The following is a 22,296-nucleotide window of genomic DNA, read 5'->3' on the forward strand; positions in this document are numbered from 1 at the left end:
ATATGTATATGTATTTTAGCCAAAAGGAGGTCTCGCCTCATGACACTTATAACAGTTGTTTTTGTCGCATTCGCACTTCTTGTTATATTTTACACGAATTTCATGACACATACACTGTGTGAACGAAAACAAATAGCTGCGAGCCGCCAGCCCGGTGTCTTTCGGGTTATTAATGTATGTATAACAATTTTATTAATTTCTAGTTATATAGAAATTATATTTCATGGAAAGTGAGGAAGGAAAGCCCCTTCCTCACTTTTTTCCTCTATAAGCAAATTATACCTACAATAACCAATAAAATAAACAGTACAAGTAATAAAATAAGTTGAGAATTCATCCCCATCCCCTCCTCTATTCTGTATATGCGGCATACGCCCAATATGGCACACTTTCAAAATCTGACACGTACTGGTTAATTTTTCTTTATCAATATGAAAACGCGTCGAAATATGATATATTAAATTTTGTACATATTGCTTATACTATAGAACAAAACATTCATCAAAACTTTATCCTCAGCCACGGTAAGCCCTGTTAAGCGCGCTTTACCAATACAAAAAAGCAAAAGTATCAGTGAGACTTAATCGGGCTCTTATGAATTTAAAATTCATCGGTGTAGGATAAATTAAAAATACATAATAGTAGGAGTGTTTATCGAATGAAGAAAGCTATGCTTGCCTTAGCCGCAACAAGTGTAATCGCATTATCAGCATGTGGAACATCATCATCAGACAAAATCGTTACATCTAAAGCTGGTGACATTACAAAAGAAGAATTCTACGATCAAATGAAGACACAAGCTGGTAAACAAGTACTAAACAACATGGTTATGGAAAAAGTTCTTATTAAAAACTACAAAGTTGAAGACAAAGATGTAGACAAAAAGTTCGATGAAATGAAAAAACAATACGGTGATCAATTCGATACACTAATGAAACAACAAGGTATTAAAGAAGAAACTATCAAAAATAGTGTGCGTGCTCAATTAGCTCAAGAAAAAGCGGTTGAACAATCGATTACTGATAAAGATGTAAAAGCAAAATTCGAGGATTATAAAAAAGAAATTAAAGCAAGTCATATCCTTGTAAAAGATGAAGAAACTGCTAAAAAAGTGAAAGATGAACTTGCTCAAGGTAAATCTTTCGAAGAATTAGCAAAGCAATACTCTGAAGATACAGGTTCAAAAGAAAAAGGTGGCGACTTAGGATTCTTCGGACCAGGGAAAATGGTAAAAGAATTTGAAGAAGCAGCTCAAAAGTTGAAAAAAGATGAAGTAAGCGAACCTGTAAAAACACAATTCGGTTACCATATTATTAAAGTAACTGATAATCACGCAGATGCAACTTTCGATAAATCAAAAGCTGATATTAAAAAATCACTAGCTCAAGAAAAAACGCAAGATGCTCAATTTATGAATGACTTAATGATGAAAGAAATCAAAAAAGCTGACGTAAAAGTTGACGATAAAGATTTAAAAGATCTTTTCAAAGAGCAAAAAGCTGACGATAAAAAAGAAGAAAAGAAATAATGAAGTAAAAAGCTTGGGCTTCGGCCCGAGCTTTTTTTATACCCTCTTCTCCCGATAGTTATATCCAGATTCGGTAAATGAAATTATATCGGCGATTTTTCAAATATATCGACTTACGGACAAAAAACGACAACAAGTGTGATTCCCTCTTAAAAACACAAAAAAACCTTGATCCACGCTACACGGAACCAAGGTTTATCTTATTATCATTGATTAAATTCAAAAACTATGTTAAATTAGTACAGAAACACGTTTTAAAAAATATAAAGAACGTATTTATCCGTATCTTAATTGTACAACAAAATTTTTCTTCAGTCAACCTCTATTTTTCACTTTTAAAGGAGTGCTTACGTATGAACAAAAAACTTGATCTAGAGCAAAAACGATTGGATACCGTAATCGAAACTATTACGCAGCAAATTGATAAGCTGGAAAACGAAACTGGCAGACGCCGGGCAGAAGTAATCAACATCCGTAAACACTTCTGGGATGACGTTAAAGTGAATACAGATACTTTTGATGATTACCTTGAAACAGTTATCAACTTAAGACAACAAGCTCAATCACTAGCTGTTACACAAATCACCCATAAACACACCTTTAATCGACTTGCCGCGCTGCGACGTATGCAAAAAGCACCTTACTTCGGACGCATCGATTTCACTGAAGAAGGCGAACCTGCCGCAGAACAAATCTATATCGGTGTTTCTACCCTTACTGATGCAAGCGGAGAAAACTTTCTTATTTATGACTGGCGCGCCCCAATTTCAAGTGTTTATTACGACTACCCACCAGGACCAGCTGAGTACAACACACCAGGCGGCGTAATTCGCGGTAATGTGGAGAAAAAATTACAATACATTATTCAAAATGGCGAGATTGATTCCATGTTCGATACGAGCCTCACAATTGGTGATGAAATTCTGCAACAAGCACTCGGAAAAGGTACGAACAAACATATGCAAAGTATCGTCGCTACGATTCAGCGTGAGCAAAATGAAATTATCCGTCACGATGAAGGCCGACTCCTTATCGTTCAAGGAGCTGCTGGTAGTGGTAAAACATCAGCTGCCCTGCAGCGAATTGCCTACTTACTATATAAATATCGCGAATGGCTAAAAGCGGATCAAATTATTCTCTTCTCCCCTAACTCTATGTTCAATAGCTACGTATCTAACGTACTACCTGAACTCGGTGAAGAAAATATGCAGCAAGTAACATTCCAAGAATATTTAAACCATAGACTAAGTAAGTCATTTGATGTTGAAGACCCTTATGAGCAATTGGAATATATGTTAACTGAAACAAATAGCCCTACCTATAAAACGAGAAATGCGAGCATCCGATTTAAAGCATCCACTCAATTTTTCGAGATGATTAGAGCGTACAGACAATCTCTTGAATCTTCAGGCATGCTATTTAGAGGAATGAAATTTAGAGGAAAACTGATCGTCTCTGCAAAAGAGATTACAGAGCAATTTTATAATACTGACTCCTCCCTCCGCTTCCATAGTCGAATTGAAAAGTTAACGGATTGGCTAAATAAACAAATAGATGCAATCGAAAAAGCAGAACTGAAAAAGCCTTGGGTAGAAGAAGAAATTGAATTACTTAGTAAAGATGAATATCAAAAGGCTTATAAATATTTACAGAAAAAAGGCGAGTTTGACGACAACTCTTTTAATGACTATGAGAAAGAAACGAAAGTCCTGGGACGTATGATTGTCCGTAAAAAATTGAAGCCACTTCGTAAAGGCGTTCAAACACTGCGCTTCATCAATTTCACAGGAATCTATAAACAACTCTTCACAGACGCATCGTGGGTTACTGGAGAAAAACCGAAAGAATGGGATGACATTTGCTCTTTAACGGTAAACATGCTTGATGAAGGAAAGCTATATTACGAGGATGCGACTCCATTTTTACTTTTAAAAGAATTAATCGAAGGCTTCCAAACGAATAGATCGATTAAACACGTACTCGTAGACGAAGCGCAAGATTATTCGCCGTTCCAGTTCGAGTTTTTAAAACGTCTCTTCCCTGCCGCAAAAATGACGGTACTCGGAGACTTTAATCAAGCGATATTTGCCCATGCAAGTGAAGCAGTGAATTTCAATACACTTACTAGCTTATACGGACCGGATGAAACGAACGGTATTAACTTAACTCGTAGCTATCGCTCAACAAAACCGATTATTGAATTTACACGTGCTCTCGTACCGGAAGGCAAGAACATTCACGCCTTTGAACGTGACGGCGAGAAACCTACAGTGACGAAAGTAGCGAATGAGAGCGAACTGCACGAACATATTACTGCCAAAGTTGCTGAACTACAAAAAGAGCAACACAATACAATCGCAATTATATGTAAATCCGCAGCTGAAAGCGCCGCTGCATACGAAGCACTCCGTCATATCGATAATATTAAACTCGTGAAGAGTAACTCAGCCGAGTATGAGCAAGGCATTGTCGTAATCCCTGCTTACTTAGCGAAAGGTATCGAATTTGACGCTGTTATTATTTACGATGCTTCTGAAGATGCGTACAGCGATGAGAGCGTTCGTAGATTGTTCTACACTGCTTGTACGCGAGCAATGCATGAGTTGCAACTTTATAGCGTTGGCGAGGTTAGTCCTTTTGTGCTTGAGGCTGATTCGGAGAGTTTTGAGCTAATAACTAAAACACCTTGATGATTATCAAGGTGTTTTTCTCATTCTAAAAGGAATATCTTTACGTCGATATACACTTAACACAATTCCCATTATAAATGCATGAAACAGAGTTGGTATCAATCCGTAGCTAATAAATGGTAATGATATAGAAACACGTGGTAATATCCCGAGGGTCATGCCAACATTACAAATAAAATGGATTACAAAAAGAGTCACTCCGCCAACGAGAAGCAATTTACCATAACCATCATTTATTTTATAAGCTATGTTCATTATTCTTACTGCAAAAAGAGAAAGAATCACGACAAGAACTAGCGCAAGTACATATCCATAATAGTAAGTCAAACTTGCAAATACAAAATCAGTATGGGCAGCACGGATAGACTTTATATTTTCATATGTACCAAACCAACCTGCTGAAGACATCGCCTCTTTTAAACGTAAATACCATAGATCATGCTCTGGATTTAACATTCCTAAAATTCTGGCCATACGGTATTCTTTTACAGCAGACCAGGAAAGTAGATCCCTAATAATCAATGGTACAATAGGTAAAATCGTAATGAGCCATGCCGTTTTCTTTCCTAACTTACTCCACCAAAGCATAACAAATACCATCGTGATATAGATGAACAGTGGTAAAAGAGTTGATGTAGTTAGAAATAAATATAAAGAAAATAAATACAACATGAGAAGATGTATAAACTTTAATCTACTGTTATTGAAAAAAGAAGCCCAGCCTAGAAAAAAGAATGGTATTGTCATTAAACAATCAATTATGACGGAACCAATTTTTAGTAATGGTTCTCCATTCAAAGAAGCAGTCGGAAAACATTTTATCATTAACAAGATAAGTACACCAATTGTATAAAACAGCCACCCAAGCCTCTCTAACTTCCGATAATCAAATAGCATCATCCCAATCGCTGTTGTAACACCGAGAATTACAAATATCACCTTATTCATTAATAAGTCAGCATGTCCAAGCGCTATAACTGGCAAAAAACCTAGCCCCATCGCAGCCACTAATAAACCAATTAAGAACCAATCAACCTTTGGCTTATGTAGTTTATTAAGTTCCTGGCCAAGCTTAATTGGACTTCCCATTTGTTCAACAGCCTTATCTTCAGCAACTTCCTCACTTAAGCCTTTCTCTATCCACATATTCTTCGTCTGTTTCAAGTGAAAATCTAGTTCCGTTGCTACTAAGTCCTTCGCTTCTTTTGATTTAATATGATTCGTAACTTCTTTTAAAAAACGCTCCCCTTTTTGATTCAATTTTTTCTCACTCCTGTACTAATCCTTTTAATATAAATCGTGCCTTCGTAGCATTCTTCTCTGCCTTTCGCAGCATCTTGTTTCCTTTATCATTTAATTGATAATATTTAGCTCCTGCGTGATCCCAGCTAGATTGGATAAAGCGATTCTGTTCTAAACGATGTAATAAAGTGTATAGAGACCCTTCATCACCTTCGAATTTTTGAATCCCTCTCCCTCTTAGCAACTGCATCAATTCATAACCTGTTTTTTCATTCATAAGAAGTTGTAACACTGCTAAAAGGATATCTTCTTCCTTTTCGGACGATTGCTTAATTTTTTCGCGCACCTGCTTTCGATGTTGATCAGAAAAACTCAAATGTTTAAACGTTGTGTTCTCCATTGATTTTCGCAAGCCTTTTAATCGATCTTCCATTTGATTATTCCTCCAATCCTTCCTTCAAAAGCTCCTTCGCTTTTTTCAGTCTCGTTTTTATCGTGTTTTCCTTTACTTCTATTACTGTAGCAATCTCTTTAATTGATAATTCCTCATAATAAAATAGATAAATCACTTCTCGATATTTTATCGGTAAACTCATTACTGCAGAAGCCAGTTCACGATCCTCCGCATTTTGAATGACAGTTTGTTCCACACTTTCTTTTTGACTCTCCATATACGTAAAGTCATCCTCTGTCATGATAACTTTTTTGTTATACCAACTTTTTAAATAGTCCTTACATTGATTGATTGCAATTCTCCATAACCATGTTTTCAAATTCGAATTCCCTTTATATGTATGAAGAGATTTATAGCATTTCACGAATATATCTTGCGTTAAATCCTCCGCAACCTCTTTATTATTCACATACGAATACACAAGCTGCAGGACTTCTTGTCCATACTTGTTCATTATTTCGTCGATAAGGTCCTCCTTATCTTCTATTTCAAACGCTTCTATCGTTAATTCATCCACATCATTTCCTCCTTCCCATATATTAGACGACGCACTGTATGGAAAAGTTTTATAAATACATAAAAAAATACGGATGGTAATGTCCATACCGTTTTTTTATGTATATTTATTTGCTTCTTGTCCCTTGATACTTATGCTCTGCTTAAAGATAGGGATTTTTATCCATATGTCTTGTTCCCTATTTTAAAACATAATACAATGGAAATGTAACTTAATAAGCTATAACTAGTAGGTGTGGTAATCATCTCTTCCATTTTGAAAAAAGGGGGGAGGTGATAAAATGATCGCGATGTTTGTAATTAAATTAGTGTATGGTATCCTAACCGGAGCTGGCGTTGTCATCGGTAGAAGATACGTCGGTCCGTGGCTAATTTCTGTATACAAAAAAGCGAGAACCACCCTGCTTCGTGGAAAAGGTAAGGGCGGTTCTCGGCTAAAACGTTAATGTAATTGTCTTATAACCGCACCTACTACCACCACAATAGCAAGTTAGGTTACAAAGGCAGAAGTTTCTCAGGCTTCTGTCTTTTTTATTTTATGCAAAATTCACACTAAATACTCTATCATCATTGTAACACATTTTATTTATTTTTAGTCAAGAGAAAAAATCACCTAAAGGGCTCCCCTTCAGGTAGTTCTCTATTTTACGCTAACGCAGCTGCCTGTTCTTGTTGTTCTAGACTTTTTCTAGTTCAGCTGTGCCGCTCTCATCATTTATAGCACCAATAAAAGACGGATTATGTACCCGTTTCATAACAGGATGAATAAACAAGGAACAACACCTATTACGAATATAAAAAATCCTCTCACTATATAGCACCTATGTTTTCAGCAATACTCTATTACCATCAAACTAAATTTGTATAATTTAAACTACAGAATAGCAAGCTAATTTTCAAATATCTTCTTGCGCATTATCCTGAATTTATTATCTATTTGTATCATGCTTATAAATAAAAGATATCCTACCGACGCACCGAGCATATTTATAGCAATCCGCCACACATCAAAAACATCAGACAAAGTTAGTAAATGTAATATCTCCCAAACAAGAAAGGTCATAACATACCACTTACGAGCTTTCTTATAGTTAGTCACTTTATTAATCAGCACTGGAACGAAAAATCCGAATGGAACTACTAATATTATATGTTGTAAAACGCTTAACCAATAAGTTGAGTTTCCCCAAGGACCTGGATGTGCAATAAAATCTTTAACTTGCCAAAGTGTTATTCCAAAAAGTTGTAATAACGTTTCTAAATCAGATATATGTAAAAATTGCTGCCAAAATTCAATGGGATGATAGACAGTCCCACCACCTGTCAAACTGCGAACAGAGTCAAATGTAGAAGTTGAAATAAACGTTCCTAAAAAGACAATAAAACAAATGATTATATAAGGAATACATAAAATTTTTGATAATACCTTTAATGGCCTAGGAACTTCGTATACCGATTTATTAATCTCTACGCCAATAAATTTTGATTCTCCAAAACTTTGAATTGCTTTATAAATCGCTTCTTTTTCATTCATACCTTGTTCCATATATTCTTCTTTCAAGCTGTTCAAGTGATCATACATTTCTAGAAATAACTCATCCTGTTCAATATCACTAAGTTCTGAATAGGCTAAAATAGACTTAATATACTCATCAAATTCACTCATAAATAACTCCTTTCTGACAAGCTTGAATTAATGCTGTTACACTCTCCCAAGAGTTCACTTTCTTCTGCAATTCTTTTTTCCCTTTATCTGTAATAGTATAGAATTTCCTTTTCATCCCATTCTCAGATTCATTCCAATAAGATTCAAGAAACTCCTTTTTCTCTAATCGCTTTAAAGCAGGATACAAAGTTCCCTGTCCCATACTATACAAATCTTCACTTGCATCCTTTAAACTTTGAGCTATTTCGTAGCCGTATGTATCACGTTTTGCAATGATAGAAAGTAATAAAATATCTATACTTCCCTTCAAGATTTCTTTGTCCAACAATACCACCACCTTATATACATAGTATAACAACATATGTCGTTATACAATATAGTTAGAAAAATAACCCATAAAAAAACCACCTAAAGGCTCCCCTTCAGGTGGTTCTCTATTTTATGCTAACGCAGCTGCCTGTTCTTGTTGATCTACAGGAATTACAGCGTCTGTTAATGCTTTTTCTAGTTCAGCTGTATATTTCATTTGTTCTTCTTTGCTCCAGCCTAGTTTCGCAGCCATGTAGTTGATTACTGCTTCTTTCCACTCATATACCCAGTGGATGTTGAAGAATACAGCGCCTCTGCGGCGTACGAAGAAGTCAACTGGTTTTGCTGTCATTTCGTAATCCATTGCGTATACAAGTGGGATTAGAACGTCAAGCGGCATGTTGTATTCTTTCGCTTCGTCTTTATGTTTTTTCGCTAAGCCAAATAGTACATCAACGTTAGAACCATAGAATTTTGCGAATTCTTCTGCTTGTGCTTTCGTTAAACCAGATTTCGTACCTTCGTCTGCTTTTTTCGCAACGAATGCCGGGAATCCGTGTGAACCATCTACATGTCCACCAGAGATCGGCATATGTTTCGTATCACTCTTCGGATATGCACTATGACCTTCTTTTTGTAGTAAGTTCGTTACGTAATCTACTACCATTTCAGCCATTTTGCGGTATCCTGTTAATTTACCACCTGCGATTGTAATTAAACCAGATTCAGAAGTCCAAATTTCATCTTTACGAGAAATTTCAGATGCATTCTTACCTTCTTCATAAATTAACGGACGTACACCAGCCCAGCTTGATTCAATGTCTTTCTCTGTAATTTTCACGCTTGGGAACATGTAGTTAATCGCATTAATGATGTATGTGCGATCTTCTGTTGTCATTTGTGGTACAGCTGCGTCTTTATCATAGAACGTATCTGTTGTACCTACGTATGTTTTTCCGCCGCGAGGAATCGCGAACACCATACGTTTATCTGGTGTATCGAAGTAAATTGCTTGCCCGAGTGGGAAACGTTTTTGATCAATTACTAAGTGAACACCTTTTGATAACTGAAGTACTTTTCCTTTTTTCGAGTTATCTTTTTCACGAAGTGTATCTACCCAAGGACCAGCTGCGTTTACAATTTTCTTACCGTAAACTTCATATACTTCACCGTCTAGTAAATCGATTACACGTACACCGCATACTTTTCCATCTTTATATAAGAAACTGTCTACTTTTGCGTAGTTAACAGCTTTCGCACCATGCTCAATCGCTTCTTTCATTACTTCAATTGTAAGACGCGCATCGTCTGTACGATATTCTACGTAGTAACCGCCGCCTTTTAATCCTTCTTTTTTTACAAGAGGCTCTTTATTTAATGTTTCTTCACGGTTAAACATCTTTCTGCGCTCGCTTCGTTTTACACCCGCTAAGAAGTCGTATACACGAAGACCAATTGATGTACTAAATGATCCGAACGTACCGCCTGTATGGAACGGAAGTAACATCCACTCTGGTGTTGTTACATGGGGACCGTTCTCATATACGATCGCACGCTCTTTACCCACCTCTGCTACCATTTTCACTTCAAGTTGTTTTAAATAACGTAGACCACCGTGTACAAGCTTCGTTGAACGACTTGATGTACCTGCTGCAAAGTCCTGCATTTCAAACACAATTGTTGATAACCCGCGTGTTGCTCCATCTAATGCAATACCAGAACCAGTAATACCTCCACCAATTACGATCACATCTAACTCTTGTTTATTTACTCCGTTTAATACGTCTTTACGTTGTTTACTTGAAAATTTCATGGTAATTCCTCCCTTTGATAACGAAAAAAGAGACCACAAACTCCGCTATAGATTTCGCCTCTATAGCGCGTTGTGGTCTCTCCAAATCTCCTACCGAATTATTAACTTGTCACCATTATAACACTGTTTATGATTATTTGAAAGCTTTTGTTGCTTCAATTGCTTTTTTCCATCCAGCATATAGCTCTTCGCTTGTTTCCGCTTCCATCGTTGGTTCAAAGCGTTTGTCCATATGCCACTGTGATTTAATTTCATCTTGGTTTTTCCAATATCCAACCGCAAGGCCAGCTAAGTATGCTGCACCTAGAGCCGTTGTTTCGTTAATCACTGGACGCTCTACAGGAACATCTAAAATATCACTTTGGAACTTCATTAAGAAGTTATTTTTAACTGCTCCGCCATCAACGCGTAATGTTTTCAGTTCAATACCTGAATCTGCTTCCATTGCGCATAATACATCTTTCGTTTGGTAAGCTAAAGATTCTAGCGTTGCACGAATGAAGTGCTCTTTCGTCGTACCGCGTGTTACACCAAACATAGCGCCGCGTACTTCACTATCCCAATAAGGTGTTCCTAGTCCAACGAATGCTGGTACAACGTATACACCATCAGTTGATTCAACGCGACTCGCATATACTTCACTCTCACTTGCATCTTTAAACATGCGCATTCCGTCACGTAACCACTGAATTGCAGAACCTGCTACGAAAATACTTCCTTCTAATGCGTAGTTTACTTTACCATCTATTCCCCATGCAATTGTTGTTAATAGACCGTGCTCAGAAGCTACTGCTTTTTCACCTGTGTTCATTAACATGAAGCAACCAGTTCCGTAAGTATTTTTCGCCATACCTTCACCGAAACAAGCTTGTCCAAATAATGCTGCTTGTTGGTCACCAGCTACACCTGCAATCGGTACATTTTGGCCGAAGAAGTGGTAATCAATTGTTTCTCCGTAAATTTCAGATGATGGACGTACTTCTGGAAGCATGCTCTTTGGTACTGTTAACATTTCTAGAAGCTCATCATCCCACTGTAAGTCGTGAATATTAAACATTAACGTACGTGATGCGTTTGAATAATCTGTTACGTGTGCTTTACCACCAGATAGTTTCCATACAAGCCACGAATCAATTGTTCCGAATAATAGATCACCGTTTTCTGCTTTCTCTCTTGCACCTTCAACGTTATCTAAAATCCATTTTACTTTCGTACCAGAGAAGTATGCATCAATTAAAAGACCTGTTTTTTCGCGAACCATTTCGCTATAACCTTTTTCTTTTAACTCATCACAAATTTCAGCTGTTTGGCGAGATTGCCATACAATTGCGTTGTAAATTGGTTTACTAGTTGTTTTATCCCAGACAACCGTTGTTTCACGTTGGTTCGTAATACCGATACCTGCGATTTGTTCTGGTTTTACATCTGCTTCGCTTAAGCAAGTTGCGATAACTGCTAAAATAGATCCCCAAATTTCTTGTGCATTATGCTCTACCCAGCCCGGCTTTGGAAAATGTTGTGTAAACTCTTTTTGAGCTGAATGAACAATTTCACCTTTTTTATTGAAAAGAATTGCGCGTGAGCTTGTTGTTCCTTGGTCTAATGAAAGAATATATTTTTTCATATCGGTTTCCCCCTTATGCTACTTTTCTACTATTTGTATTGCTTCCGCTTTTTTTACTTGTCATATAAGAGATTGCTAGTACAATCACAGTTGCGATAATCACATAAATAAGTGCTGAATTTTGCTTTCCTTCAAATACAACTTGATGGAATAAACCTGCAAGTGATCCACCTAAAATTGGACCTACTACTGGAATCCATGCATACTTCCAGTTTGAACCGCCTTTTCCTGCAATCGGAAGGAAGAAGTGTGCGATACGCGGACCTAAATCACGTGCTGGGTTAATTGCGTATCCTGTTGTCCCACCTAATGATAAACCAATACTTACAATTAAGAAACCTACGATAAATGGATTTAATCCATCTGCAAATTTATTTGCACCAATTGCTAATATACCAAATACTAAAACGAATGTTCCAATCATTTCACTTAAAAGGTTTGCAAATGTGTTCGGAATTGCTGGACCTGTTGCAAATACACCTAACTTTGTTCCTGGATCTTCTGTTTCTTTCCAGTGTGGTAAGTAATGTAAATATACGATAACTGCCCCGATAATTGCCCCAATCATTTGTGCTACGATATAACCTGGTACGTCACTCCATGGGAACGCTCCCTTAAATGCTAGTCCTATCGTTAAAGCTGGATTCAAATGTGCCCCACTAATTGATCCAACCGCATACGCTGCAACCGCTACTGCTAAGCCCCAGCCCATTGTAATAACAATCCAACCTGAATCTTTCGCAAACGATTTCTTTAAACTTACACCAGCACAAACGCCGCCACCAAGTACGATTAACAACGCAGTCCCTATTAACTCTCCTAAAAATGCTGACATAGTATCCCTCCACAATCAATTTAAACGCTTCCAAATGTGATAGAGGTAAAATGAATGGCCATTCGTTTTTGTCAAAAGAAAAAGACCCACAGCTTTGCACGCTTCTATATAAATTTATATAGAAACAATGAAATGTGGATCTCTTCTTTTCTCCGTCACGTTTATTAACTTGTCTATAATGTTAACCTCTTATGAAAGCGGTGTCAACAGAATTTTTTCACATTTTCGTCACTTTTTTTGGTAATGTTTCCATAGTTCGCGTTTTGACGTCGTAATCGCTGTCGCACCAGCGTTTAAAGCTCTTTCCACATCTTCTACAGTACGAATAAAACCACCTGCTAAAATCGGTACACCAGTACGCTCTTTCACTTCAGCGATAATATCCGTCATTGCTCCTGGAAGCACCTCAATATAATCCGGTTTCGTCTTATCTAAAAGATTGCAGCTCTTCTCCATCGCACTCGAATCGATTAAAAAGATGCGTTGTATTGCCACAACACCTTTTTGCTTCGCCTTCATAATAACGCTCGCCTTTGTCGAAAGTAACCCGTACGGTCTAAACTCCTGACATAAATATTCCGTCGCATGCCCATCACTCTGCAAGCCATGAATTAAATCCACATGTAAAAACACCTTTTTACAATATTGCTTCGCAAGTGATATAACACTCTTCAATTGGCCGACATGAATATCTAAAATAACGATATATTCATACGAACTATGTAATAGCTTTTCCAAATCTTTAATTTGCCTCACTGCCGGCAAAATCTTCTGTTCATGAAATTCCATTCTATATGTCCCGATACGATAAACTTAACTAAATCTATACAATTCAATCAAATTTACACGAGTTAGTGCTTCATCGTGTTCTCGCAGCCCCAAAGGGACGAGGGGTATAACACTCCACACGAGGCAGTATCGTTACCTCCTATTATCAAGCATTTATTTTACCCATCTTGATAAATTTATCGCAGCATTTACATCCCTATCGTGATAGCTATTGCATGAAGCACAACGCCATTCACGAATCTTTAAACTCCACTGTCCTTCTGGTTGAACTGAATGGTCGTATTTAACGCCGCAACATGAGCAAATCTTGCTTGAAGCGAACCATTTATCAGCTTTTACATACGCAATGCCGTACTTCTCGCACTTGTATGACAAACATTGAAAGAAGAAGTTTAATTTTTGAAATGAAAATGCTTTCGATAGTTTTTTGTTTTTTAACAGGTTTGAGATAGATAAGTCTTCCACAACAATCCTCATTGGTTTGGTTTTCACCAATCTAGCTGTTGCTTGATGGATATGGTTATTTCGGATATTCATAATTTTCCTAGATAACCGCAGGTGCTCAGCTTTCGCTTTTTCATATCCAGCAGATTGAATTTTCACACCTTTTTTAAATCTCCTAGACATATCTCTTTGCGCTGACTTTTTCCTTCTCAAAAGTTTTTTAACCTTGGCATCTTTGTTTATATTTCGTTCTTTCGTACCATTAGAAGCTACAAACAGCTCTTTTAAACCAACATCCACACCAATCGACTCATTGGTTAGTTCTTGTGATTCAAAGTCTTCTTGGAACCCCACACTAATCCACCAGTGACGACCATCAAATGTAACTCTTGGATTGGATGGTTTTTTATTCCTTGGTAGTTGTTGGCTTGTTTTCACTTCTCCAATAGACTGAATATGAACTACTTTCTTTCCTATAACCAGTCTTTCATAATTGGCATAAAATCCTTGGATTAAATCTTTTTTGGATTTATAAGAAGTGTGATAACCATTTTTGTACTTTTTGAACGAATGTTTTCTCGCCGTATCAAAATCTTTTGAAGCCTGTTTGGGCACTTGTGCATTAATGTCTTTTAACCACTCATATCTCTTTTGCTTCTTGATCTTTGTAAATCGTTTCTGTAAAGCTAACTGTGAAACAGATTTTCCAAATAGCTTATAGTATCTATCACTCATTCTTTTACAATAGTTATAAGCGAATCTTGCAGCTCCAGCATGGTTTCTAAGCACTTTTTCTTGTTCAAGCGTTGGAATTAGTCTGACTTTCTTCGCCAATATCATCAGAATGTAACTCCTTTAATGAAAGATTTGTTCTTCTGAATCGTAGCGTGTTCCACCAGCATTCTCGTAAGACTACTCGGATGCAAACCTGTTAATTCTGATACTTGACTAACTCGTGAAAATTTCATTATTATTCTTATCTCATTGAACCCACGATAGCACATGTGTTCGATAGATTCGATGAGGTTTGATAGATTTGATTAAATTTATCTCGTTCAACTAAGGGCGCAATTCCTTAGCCAGTTCTCTTATGAACTTCTCATATTTTCACATGAGCGCAGACTATATGTTTATCTCTTTAGAGATAGAGGATTTTTCCACCACCATAGGCTTGTGATGTACTCTCGTCAGTTATACGAGATAGTCGTTGAACGTTCATCTTATCGCTTTTGACTTAGATGATTCGAGGCGGAAGACCCATTGTTCTAGTGTTTAGGATTTAACCTTGCACCATCTGATTGATTTTTTCTGCTTTCGCGACATTCACGCTCGCCATTTCTAGCCACGTTGTAGTTCAATCAGCTTTAGGGATTGCCCGCAGTTAACCCTCACTACTAGCCAATCACTTGACTAGCAGGGCTTACTGATATATTTAATTAACTTTGGTTATAAATGGTTAAATAAATCGTAACAGTTAGTTACCCTTCCTATCTATCCTTTATAGTACACAATTTGAGTAGAAAGAACAGCTAGTGCAGAGAAATTATTTCCTCTATCTATATATTTTCTTCAACTTATCGGAACCTATACCACCTATAATCATGAATGCAAGGGGTAAAAGATTCATTACATATGGCGCATCTGCTACAATTGCAATACTTGCTCCAGCAAATTTATTTAGCATCCATACAACGATTTTTGCAATAAGTAAAAATACCCCTATCATAAATAAACTATCAAAAAACACCTTCCATTTTGGATATGCCAATTTCTTACTATCTTCAATTACTTTCTGCGTCAATTCTTCATCACTCCTTAGCAGTTCATCAATCGTAATATCGAACAAATCACTTAAATGAATAATAATTTCAATGCTCGGATAGTTCTTTCCCGTCTCCCATTTCGAAACAGATTGCCTACTTACATGAATTTTTTCAGCCAAATCATTTTGCGACCAATTTCTTTTTTCCCTTTCTTCTTTTAAACGCTCACTAAAAATCATACTGTGTTTATCACCTCTCTATGCCCATTATGTTCAAATAAATGATGAAGAGTAAAGCTAGTTATCGTTGCATCGCCTGTGCAACTTATGCGTTACAGCTTATAATAGTGCTATTTTATATGTATCTTCCCTATACTATGCTCCGATAATAATTTCCCGAACAATAATACAAAGAGCGGATACTAATAAAGTGAAACTTTAATCAGCCCTCACCAATCGTGCTTTTACGGACAGCCCGCCCCCCACCTAACTTCTTTGCTTCCGCTGAATTTTGAGGTGGGGTCTTACTGCCCAGCAAATAGCGGGATAAAGACTAGATTAGGCATAAAAAATACGCCATCCCTTCTTATCAGTCTCCAGAAAGAATAACGCAAATTTTCATTTTTACTCATCATTTTTCGGACTATATGAAAACCCTGGATATTTCACAATAGGCCTCTTCTCCTTACGCAGGGAATCCATTACTTGCGGGCCAACATGTATATTACTCTCCACTATTTCTTTAGGAGTCAGTGCCATCCATTGATTTAACGATACATCTTCAAAACGATTACTTCTGAACATCTCTAAAAACCATAATGTTTCGGTACCTGTATTTTGAATATAATGCCCCGTCGCAAACGGTACATATCCGACATCGCCAGCTCTATAATCAAATGTACGAGCGGTACCATTTCCAAGAAACACAGTCATTCTCGCTTCCCCTGTCAAATAATATTGCCATTCATCATTATTCGGGTGCCAATGAAGTTCTCTCATTCCGCCAGGCTCAACCTCAACGAGCGCTGCTGCGATTGTTTTGGAAATAGGGAAATTTGTAGAATCTACAATTCGAACGCTACCACCAGGCGTCTTAATCGGCTTTTGTTTTAACAATTCATGTTTAAATGTTAAAGGAACTTCTCCTTTCGGCGATTGAATTTCCTGGCTTTCAAGCGAACCTGGCACCTCTCCTTGATAAATATAAACTTGATCTGAAGGGATAGAACGAAAAGCACTCTCAGGTACTCCGAAATTAGCCGACAACACTTCTTTTGGCGTATGCGCAAACCAATCAGAAATAGCTAAAGTAGATAAATCAGAAAAATGCCCATCATCGAAAACGAGTAGAAATTCACAATGTTCCAATCCTTGAATGGAATGCGGAATACCAGGAGGAAAATACCAAAGATCACCTGGTCCAACATCAGCAATAAAATTCCGTCCATTTTGATCAACAGCCGTTATGCGCGCCCGTCCTAAAAGCATATACGCCCATTCTGCCTCTTTATGCCAATGTAGTTCTCGTACTCCACCGGCCGTTAAACTCATATTTACTCCCGCAATCGTCGTCGAAACCGGTAGTTCCCGAGCAGTAATCTCCCGAGACCAACCGCCTTGTTTCAAAATCATAGAAGTGTCCGAGAATGAAAACTTCAAGTTAGGAACTAACCCTGCATCCGTTATAGGCGGAACAAGCATATTCGGATTTTGAATATCCCGCATAACATTACGAGGTCCAGAATCAATCGCACCAGCTCCGTCGCTGCGGATTGGTTGTGGCACATTCCCTCCCGCTTCATTAACAGTACGTTTCTTCATGATTACACTCCTTTTTCATCCGATTAGTAAGTAAAAAACCTCCATCATAGTGTATGAATTGGGCTTTGGATGGTTACAGTTACTATGGAGTTACATCATCTGCCTATCATTATCGTTTTGTTCATTTCTCAACTTATACTAGTATGCTTAGCGCTTAGGAAGACAAAAAAAATAAACTAGAACTAACAAAAAACCCTGTAAAATTTATTACAGAGTTTTTCACCAATTATTTATTGTTTTACATATCGAATACGAACATTATCGTCCATTTGATAAATTTGTAATGTGTTTCCATCATAGTTTTGCAATTTATACATGATACTATCATTTGTTAACTTTACTTCTTGACCGTCTTTAACTGCTTTTGTTACTTTTAAAGATAACTGGAATGATAGGACATCCACCGTATATGTTCCTGTTAAATAGTTATCTTTATTCGGATAAGAACCATTCGCATAAGACTCAAATGTTTTATCACCTTTTAGTACTAGCGTAGTTTTTACGCCACTGCCGTAATCAATACCCCAATTACCAATAATCTCAGTACCATCTTTAATGTTCTTCTGCATGTTGCTATAACTAATTCCTAACTCTTCACTTGTACCAACTGTATCTACAAATACCCCAGTTTTTGCTTGACTTTTATCTGTTTGAGCCTGACTGCCAGTAGTTGGGTTTGCCTGTGTAGAACTACTTGTTGTACTAGTAGATTTTTCCGTGGTTGTATCACCTTTTACTTCAGCCCTTAACTTATCAAATGTAGGTTTCCAAATACGTTTTGCTTCCTCTAATTTTATATTTGCTTTATTTAAGATTTCCTTATCAGTCTCTAAGCTAAAACCTTTATCGTTGAATAACTTCTCTATTTCACCGAATGTTTCTCTTAGTTTACCTGCAGCTCTTTCAATCTCTTTTTGGTCTTCTTTATGTTTTGGCGGTGCAGAAATCTTCTCTATCTTATCAAATACTTTATAGATGTCTTTAACACTATCTAATACCTCAGCTTTTGATTTACTTCCGTTTCTCAAATCCTTTACAGATGCATCATAGTAATCAAATCGTCTTAACATATCCTGTTCAATGTCTAATAAATATTGTGCATAATCTTCATCTAAAACTCGAACCTTTTGAACATCTTTACTTTCTTCTTTCGAATTAGTTGATTTTTCTTTTGTTCCAGAAGACTTAGCTTTACTTGTTTCTTCTGTCTTTGCTTCTTTACTTGCCGAATCTTTTACTGTAACACAACCACTTAATAATAATGTAACTGGAACTACAGCAGCCATTAGTTTCTACACTTTCATACCTCATACTCCTTAAAGTAATTTACTCTTAGTTTGTTTTGCTACCGATACTCTTCGCTGCTTCTTCAAACAGTTTTGAACCTTCTTGTGCTTTACTTAATGATTGATGCATTTTACTCTCGTCTTCTTGGTCTAATGCATCAAAGAGAAGTTGGAAACAATCCGCATACAGTTCCATCGATTGCTTTATCTTCACTTGTTCTCCCTGTAATTCAGGAGGCGCTTGTAGATTCTTCAGTTTCGTTGCAGTTGCCTTTGCTCCACCTAAACTCAGTTGCACTTCACTTTTCTTTTGTTTGTATGATTTTACGTCTGAATCTGCTATTCCTTCAATTAATTTCATTGTATCTTCAATTTGAGTAGCACTGTTTATAATATCTGCCTTGTACCTTTCAACATCTGAACCCGTTACCTTACCAGTTGAAGAAGTTGAATTATTTGAAGAAGAACTTGGTTGACTACTTGATGAGCTACTATTTGTACCTTCACCTTTCGCTACTGATAAGCTATCCTCTTTCTTGCTATCAGTTGACTTACTCTCTTTTTCAGAAGTCTTATTCTCTTTCTCTACCTTTTGCGTTTCTTCTTTCTTTGGTTCAGCTTTCTTACCATCAGTTTCAATTGTAATACAACCACTCAATAACATAACTGGTAACGCTAAACTTACTAATTTCTTTGCTTTCATGATTACTAATACCCCTTTATTTGTAAAATGTAGTGCAAACAAGTTAATATACTTAATTAGTAAATTTCCCTCGAATAATTTATTAGAATCTAACATCCGTATACTTCTTACATATTTATAATATTTCCACATGTACTGTTTTACAAATAATCACATATTCGATCAAAGGGATTTATGTAGTCTTTAAAAGGAAATTTACTAAACGAAAAGAAAATTTTAACAACAATGAAAAGAAGCTAACAATAAATTGTTAACTTCTCAACCGAAAGTAAAATACTATCTTTCCTTATCTTCTAATATCTAGGTTGTGATTGAATATTTGTAAGATGAACATCATACATATCAATGATTTCAAGAAATCTATCAGCTTCACGGAAAACATGGTCTGCCAATAATGGATGAATGATGCTCTTTATTTTACATTGCTCAATTAAATCACGTGCTGTTTTCTTAAAATCCCGAAGAGATGCAACTGACACGCGATTTTGATCTAAAAATTGATCTAAAAGAGGAGCTGTTTGGGATTGTGGTTTCATAGATTCTAAGTCAATTGCTTGATACATCAATTCATCAAAATCATTGCTAAAATTCCGTGCTGTATCTACAAGCTTTCTTTCCGATGGATCAAGAAGATGGCCAATAAATTTAGCATGGTCTGCCATAATCCTTAAAAAGAAAACATTTTCTTTAATAATAGCATCAGGAAGAGCATCTAATTTACCTTCATTTAATTGTATTAAACGTTTTCTAAAATAATCCGCTTCCCTACTTGTATGGTCAACTAAAAGTGGAAAGTTATTTTGTCCTGGCAATTTACATGTGAGAATTAATCCTAAAATTTTTCGTTTAAATCCCCAAATATTAGTTGCGGCTTGTTGTACTTCTGCATTAAATCTTTTTATTTGCTCAGGATCTGTTTCATTTGTATAGGAATGCGCTATTTGTTCAATATGTTCAAACAATCGATAAAATTGATTCGCCTCTTCGATTAGTTGAGTATCCTCGCATCTAAATCCTAAACGTAGAAAAAAAGAATGCTCCTTCATGATTCTAGACCAAAAACGAATTTCATTTAATGAACGCTCAACAAACATTACAGATGTAACACCTGTATCCGGATGTAATGAAGTTTCATCCCTATGCATTGTTAATCCCCCCCAGTAAAATCCCCGCTAGTTCCATTCTTATGAAGAAAAATATATATAAATGCCATCAATAAAAGTTTATGATAACTCTCTTATACATGTAAAATTAAACTAATATAACCTTAGCTTGATGAACATATACTGCTCCCCAGAAGAAAAAAAGCTACCACCTAGATGTAAAATCCTACTAGGTGGTAGCCTTTCAAAATTTCTATTAAAGCAATACCGAATCTTTATCACTATCCTGATTACGTTTCTCACGTTCTTCTTCTAAACGCTTCATATATACTTCGCCTTCTTTTTCAATAAACTCATTATCCATATCTTGCTCTTTTTTCGAAGTATATAAAACCATGTAGCCACTTAGTACAATCCCGACAATTACAAGATACACCCACCATGGTAAAGTTTCCAAATCACTTCATTCCTTTCCTTAGACAAGCCTTATTAGTTTCACTTTATGAGGAAAGAAGTGGATTTATGCTTAAAATTTTTATTGTGGATGCTTCGCGAAAAATGCTTGTACATATTCCATAAACTCAATTGGTTCCTGACGAAACGGTGCGTGGTATCCTTTTTCAATAATATGAAACGTACTATTTGCAAATAGCCCATGATACAGTTCACCATTTTTCCAAGAAACACTTTTATCATGTCGTCCCCATATAATTAAAGTCGGTACCTTAATTTTATCAGCTTCCATCGCAATGCGGCGCTCTCTCATTTTCGTAAGCTGGTCATAATGCTCTTTATCATCACGACTATTTTTCACTTCATTTTTATTATACTTCGTAATCTCGGTTACAGTTTGTAAGTCCGTCGATAGCGGTGGTACTTCATAACTTTCTTTTTGCTGGAAAGACTCAATTCCTGTAGCATCCGCCAAGATGAGATGCGTTACTGCATCCGGATATAAATACGCTAAATTCAAGGACATCTCTCCGCCCATCGAATGGCCAAGCACCGCAAACTGATCGTATCCGAGCTTCTTCATTAACTTATAATATAAATTCACTTGCGCAGGAAACGAATACTGAAAATCAACTGGCTTAGAAGAACGCCCAAACCCTAAAATATCAACCGCAATAATCGTATGGTCTCGCGCTAGTTCCGGATAAATATCACTAAACCCATCAGAAGAACCACCAAACCCATGCAACATGAGTAACGGCGGTTTTCCCTCACCAATTTGCTTAAAATAAATCGTCTGCCCATCAATTTGCGCCATACTCTCTTTCGTATTCAGCTTCATCATAACAGTATCTTTCACTTCTTCAACCTTCGCAATCGGCTTATCAACGAAGTTACATACGATAAGCAAAACAAGCACAATACCGCTAATCAAATAAAACTTAAACCGTTTCAAAGTTCCCGTCTCCTTTCTTGAGTTGCTATTTAAAGTTTTTACATTTTTTGGTTATTTTATGTTATCCTTTTAATTGTAACTAAAACAGTTACAATTATACTAAAAAAATATAACTCACTTCTATTACTAATGGTTATTCTGTAACTATTATAGTTACATATTTAAAGTAAGTCAATTCTTTTCTCTACATGGCCTGAAAATAGAAAAAGGGACTCCATGTTGAAGTCCCTTTCTTTGTTATTATAGTTGACTTACTCCGCCGTCGCCCCTATTATCTGCTGGTGCTCCTCCTGTGTCGCCAAT

21 protein-coding genes are annotated in these 22,296 nt (G+C 36.6%); 4 read left to right on the top strand and 17 right to left on the bottom strand.

Going from position 1 to position 22,296, the window contains the following annotated elements; translation table 11 throughout:
• The first annotated feature begins 39 nt into the window (after nt 1-39).
• The 3 genes from MR167_RS17910 (at nt 40) to helD (ending at nt 4,218) form a co-directional block, all read left to right on the top strand.
• Nucleotides 40-234: a hypothetical protein gene (locus MR167_RS17910; RefSeq protein WP_000172690.1), complete on the top strand. Its 195-nt coding sequence runs from the start codon at nt 40-42 to the stop codon at nt 232-234.
• Nucleotides 235-658: 424 nt separating this feature from the next.
• Entirely contained in the window at nt 659-1,528 is an 870-nt protein-coding gene (gene prsA / locus MR167_RS17915) for a peptidylprolyl isomerase PrsA (protein ID WP_000710062.1), read from the top strand.
• A 353-nt stretch (nt 1,529-1,881) separates the two neighbouring features.
• On the top strand, nt 1,882-4,218 hold the full coding sequence (helD, locus tag MR167_RS17920; protein ID WP_242315168.1) for an RNA polymerase recycling motor HelD: 2,337 nt from the start codon (nt 1,882-1,884) through the stop codon (nt 4,216-4,218).
• A gap of 6 nt (nt 4,219-4,224) precedes the next feature.
• Here helD and MR167_RS17925 read toward each other — a convergent pair whose 3' ends face one another.
• Genes MR167_RS17925 through MR167_RS17935 form a run of 3 tightly spaced genes read right to left on the bottom strand, consistent with a single transcriptional unit; the run spans nt 4,225 to nt 6,431 of the window.
• Complete coding sequence (locus MR167_RS17925; RefSeq protein WP_001072130.1) at nt 4,225-5,478, bottom strand: FtsW/RodA/SpoVE family cell cycle protein; 1,254 nt, start codon at nt 5,476-5,478, stop codon at nt 4,225-4,227.
• A gap of 7 nt (nt 5,479-5,485) precedes the next feature.
• A complete protein-coding gene (locus MR167_RS17930; protein ID WP_017762882.1) occupies nt 5,486-5,893 on the bottom strand; it encodes a PadR family transcriptional regulator in 408 nt (135 codons plus the stop codon).
• A 4-nt stretch (nt 5,894-5,897) separates the two neighbouring features.
• Nucleotides 5,898-6,431 carry a sigma-70 family RNA polymerase sigma factor gene (locus MR167_RS17935; RefSeq protein WP_000343999.1) on the bottom strand — a complete coding sequence of 178 codons (534 nt, stop codon included), beginning with the start codon at nt 6,429-6,431 and terminating at the stop codon, nt 5,898-5,900.
• A gap of 280 nt (nt 6,432-6,711) precedes the next feature.
• Here MR167_RS17935 and MR167_RS17940 point away from each other — a divergent pair, with 280 nt between their 5' ends.
• Nucleotides 6,712-6,876 carry a hypothetical protein gene (locus MR167_RS17940; protein WP_000561154.1) on the top strand — a complete coding sequence of 55 codons (165 nt, stop codon included), beginning with the start codon at nt 6,712-6,714 and terminating at the stop codon, nt 6,874-6,876.
• 443 nt (nt 6,877-7,319) lie between these two features.
• Here the strand turns inward: MR167_RS17940 and MR167_RS17945 are convergent, their stop codons facing one another.
• The 14 genes from MR167_RS17945 to MR167_RS18010 all read right to left on the bottom strand — a co-directional run bounded on the left by MR167_RS17945 (nt 7,320) and on the right by MR167_RS18010 (nt 21,993).
• Nucleotides 7,320-8,096 carry a VanZ family protein gene (locus MR167_RS17945; RefSeq protein ID WP_016097870.1) on the bottom strand — a complete coding sequence of 259 codons (777 nt, stop codon included), beginning with the start codon at nt 8,094-8,096 and terminating at the stop codon, nt 7,320-7,322.
• Nucleotides 8,089-8,421 (bottom strand): PadR family transcriptional regulator, encoded by a 333-nt coding sequence (locus MR167_RS17950; RefSeq protein ID WP_000356630.1) that lies wholly within the window; start codon nt 8,419-8,421, stop codon nt 8,089-8,091. The genes MR167_RS17945 and MR167_RS17950 overlap by 8 nt, the downstream gene beginning before the upstream one ends.
• Before the next feature lie 114 nt (nt 8,422-8,535).
• Entirely contained in the window at nt 8,536-10,218 is a 1,683-nt protein-coding gene (gene glpD / locus MR167_RS17955) for an aerobic glycerol-3-phosphate dehydrogenase (protein WP_000672828.1), read from the bottom strand.
• Nucleotides 10,219-10,351: 133 nt separating this feature from the next.
• On the bottom strand, nt 10,352-11,842 hold the full coding sequence (gene glpK / locus MR167_RS17960; protein WP_000760013.1) for a glycerol kinase GlpK: 1,491 nt from the start codon (nt 11,840-11,842) through the stop codon (nt 10,352-10,354).
• 13 nt (nt 11,843-11,855) lie between these two features.
• Nucleotides 11,856-12,677: a glycerol uptake facilitator protein GlpF gene (gene glpF, locus MR167_RS17965; protein ID WP_001272200.1), complete on the bottom strand. Its 822-nt coding sequence runs from the start codon at nt 12,675-12,677 to the stop codon at nt 11,856-11,858.
• A gap of 228 nt (nt 12,678-12,905) precedes the next feature.
• Nucleotides 12,906-13,466 carry a glycerol uptake operon antiterminator GlpP gene (glpP, locus tag MR167_RS17970; RefSeq protein WP_000394286.1) on the bottom strand — a complete coding sequence of 187 codons (561 nt, stop codon included), beginning with the start codon at nt 13,464-13,466 and terminating at the stop codon, nt 12,906-12,908.
• Nucleotides 13,467-13,619: 153 nt separating this feature from the next.
• Nucleotides 13,620-14,750 (bottom strand): RNA-guided endonuclease InsQ/TnpB family protein, encoded by a 1,131-nt coding sequence (locus tag MR167_RS17975; protein WP_242315170.1) that lies wholly within the window; start codon nt 14,748-14,750, stop codon nt 13,620-13,622.
• A 712-nt stretch (nt 14,751-15,462) separates the two neighbouring features.
• On the bottom strand, nt 15,463-15,912 hold the full coding sequence (locus tag MR167_RS17980) for a helix-turn-helix domain-containing protein (RefSeq protein WP_000577640.1): 450 nt from the start codon (nt 15,910-15,912) through the stop codon (nt 15,463-15,465).
• A 384-nt stretch (nt 15,913-16,296) separates the two neighbouring features.
• Complete coding sequence (locus MR167_RS17985) at nt 16,297-17,493, bottom strand: oxalate decarboxylase family bicupin (RefSeq protein ID WP_097888273.1); 1,197 nt, start codon at nt 17,491-17,493, stop codon at nt 16,297-16,299.
• 230 nt (nt 17,494-17,723) lie between these two features.
• A complete protein-coding gene (locus MR167_RS17990) occupies nt 17,724-18,779 on the bottom strand; it encodes a DUF3994 domain-containing protein (protein WP_242315172.1) in 1,056 nt (351 codons plus the stop codon).
• A 46-nt stretch (nt 18,780-18,825) separates the two neighbouring features.
• Nucleotides 18,826-19,482 (bottom strand): DUF7018 domain-containing (lipo)protein, encoded by a 657-nt coding sequence (locus MR167_RS17995; RefSeq protein ID WP_033668979.1) that lies wholly within the window; start codon nt 19,480-19,482, stop codon nt 18,826-18,828.
• Between the two features lie 293 nt (nt 19,483-19,775).
• Nucleotides 19,776-20,627, bottom strand: coding sequence for a DUF2935 domain-containing protein (locus MR167_RS18000; protein WP_000554479.1), 852 nt, complete (start codon nt 20,625-20,627; stop codon nt 19,776-19,778).
• Between the two features lie 214 nt (nt 20,628-20,841).
• Complete coding sequence (locus tag MR167_RS18005) at nt 20,842-21,042, bottom strand: sporulation YhaL family protein (protein WP_000449223.1); 201 nt, start codon at nt 21,040-21,042, stop codon at nt 20,842-20,844.
• Nucleotides 21,043-21,120: 78 nt separating this feature from the next.
• Nucleotides 21,121-21,993: an alpha/beta fold hydrolase gene (locus MR167_RS18010; RefSeq protein ID WP_000819465.1), complete on the bottom strand. Its 873-nt coding sequence runs from the start codon at nt 21,991-21,993 to the stop codon at nt 21,121-21,123.
• Nucleotides 21,994-22,296: the final 303 nt, after the last annotated feature.

The organism is Bacillus cereus group sp. BfR-BA-01355, from assembly GCF_022663675.1.
Lineage (GTDB): Bacteria > Bacillota > Bacilli > Bacillales > Bacillaceae_G > Bacillus_A > Bacillus_A thuringiensis_S.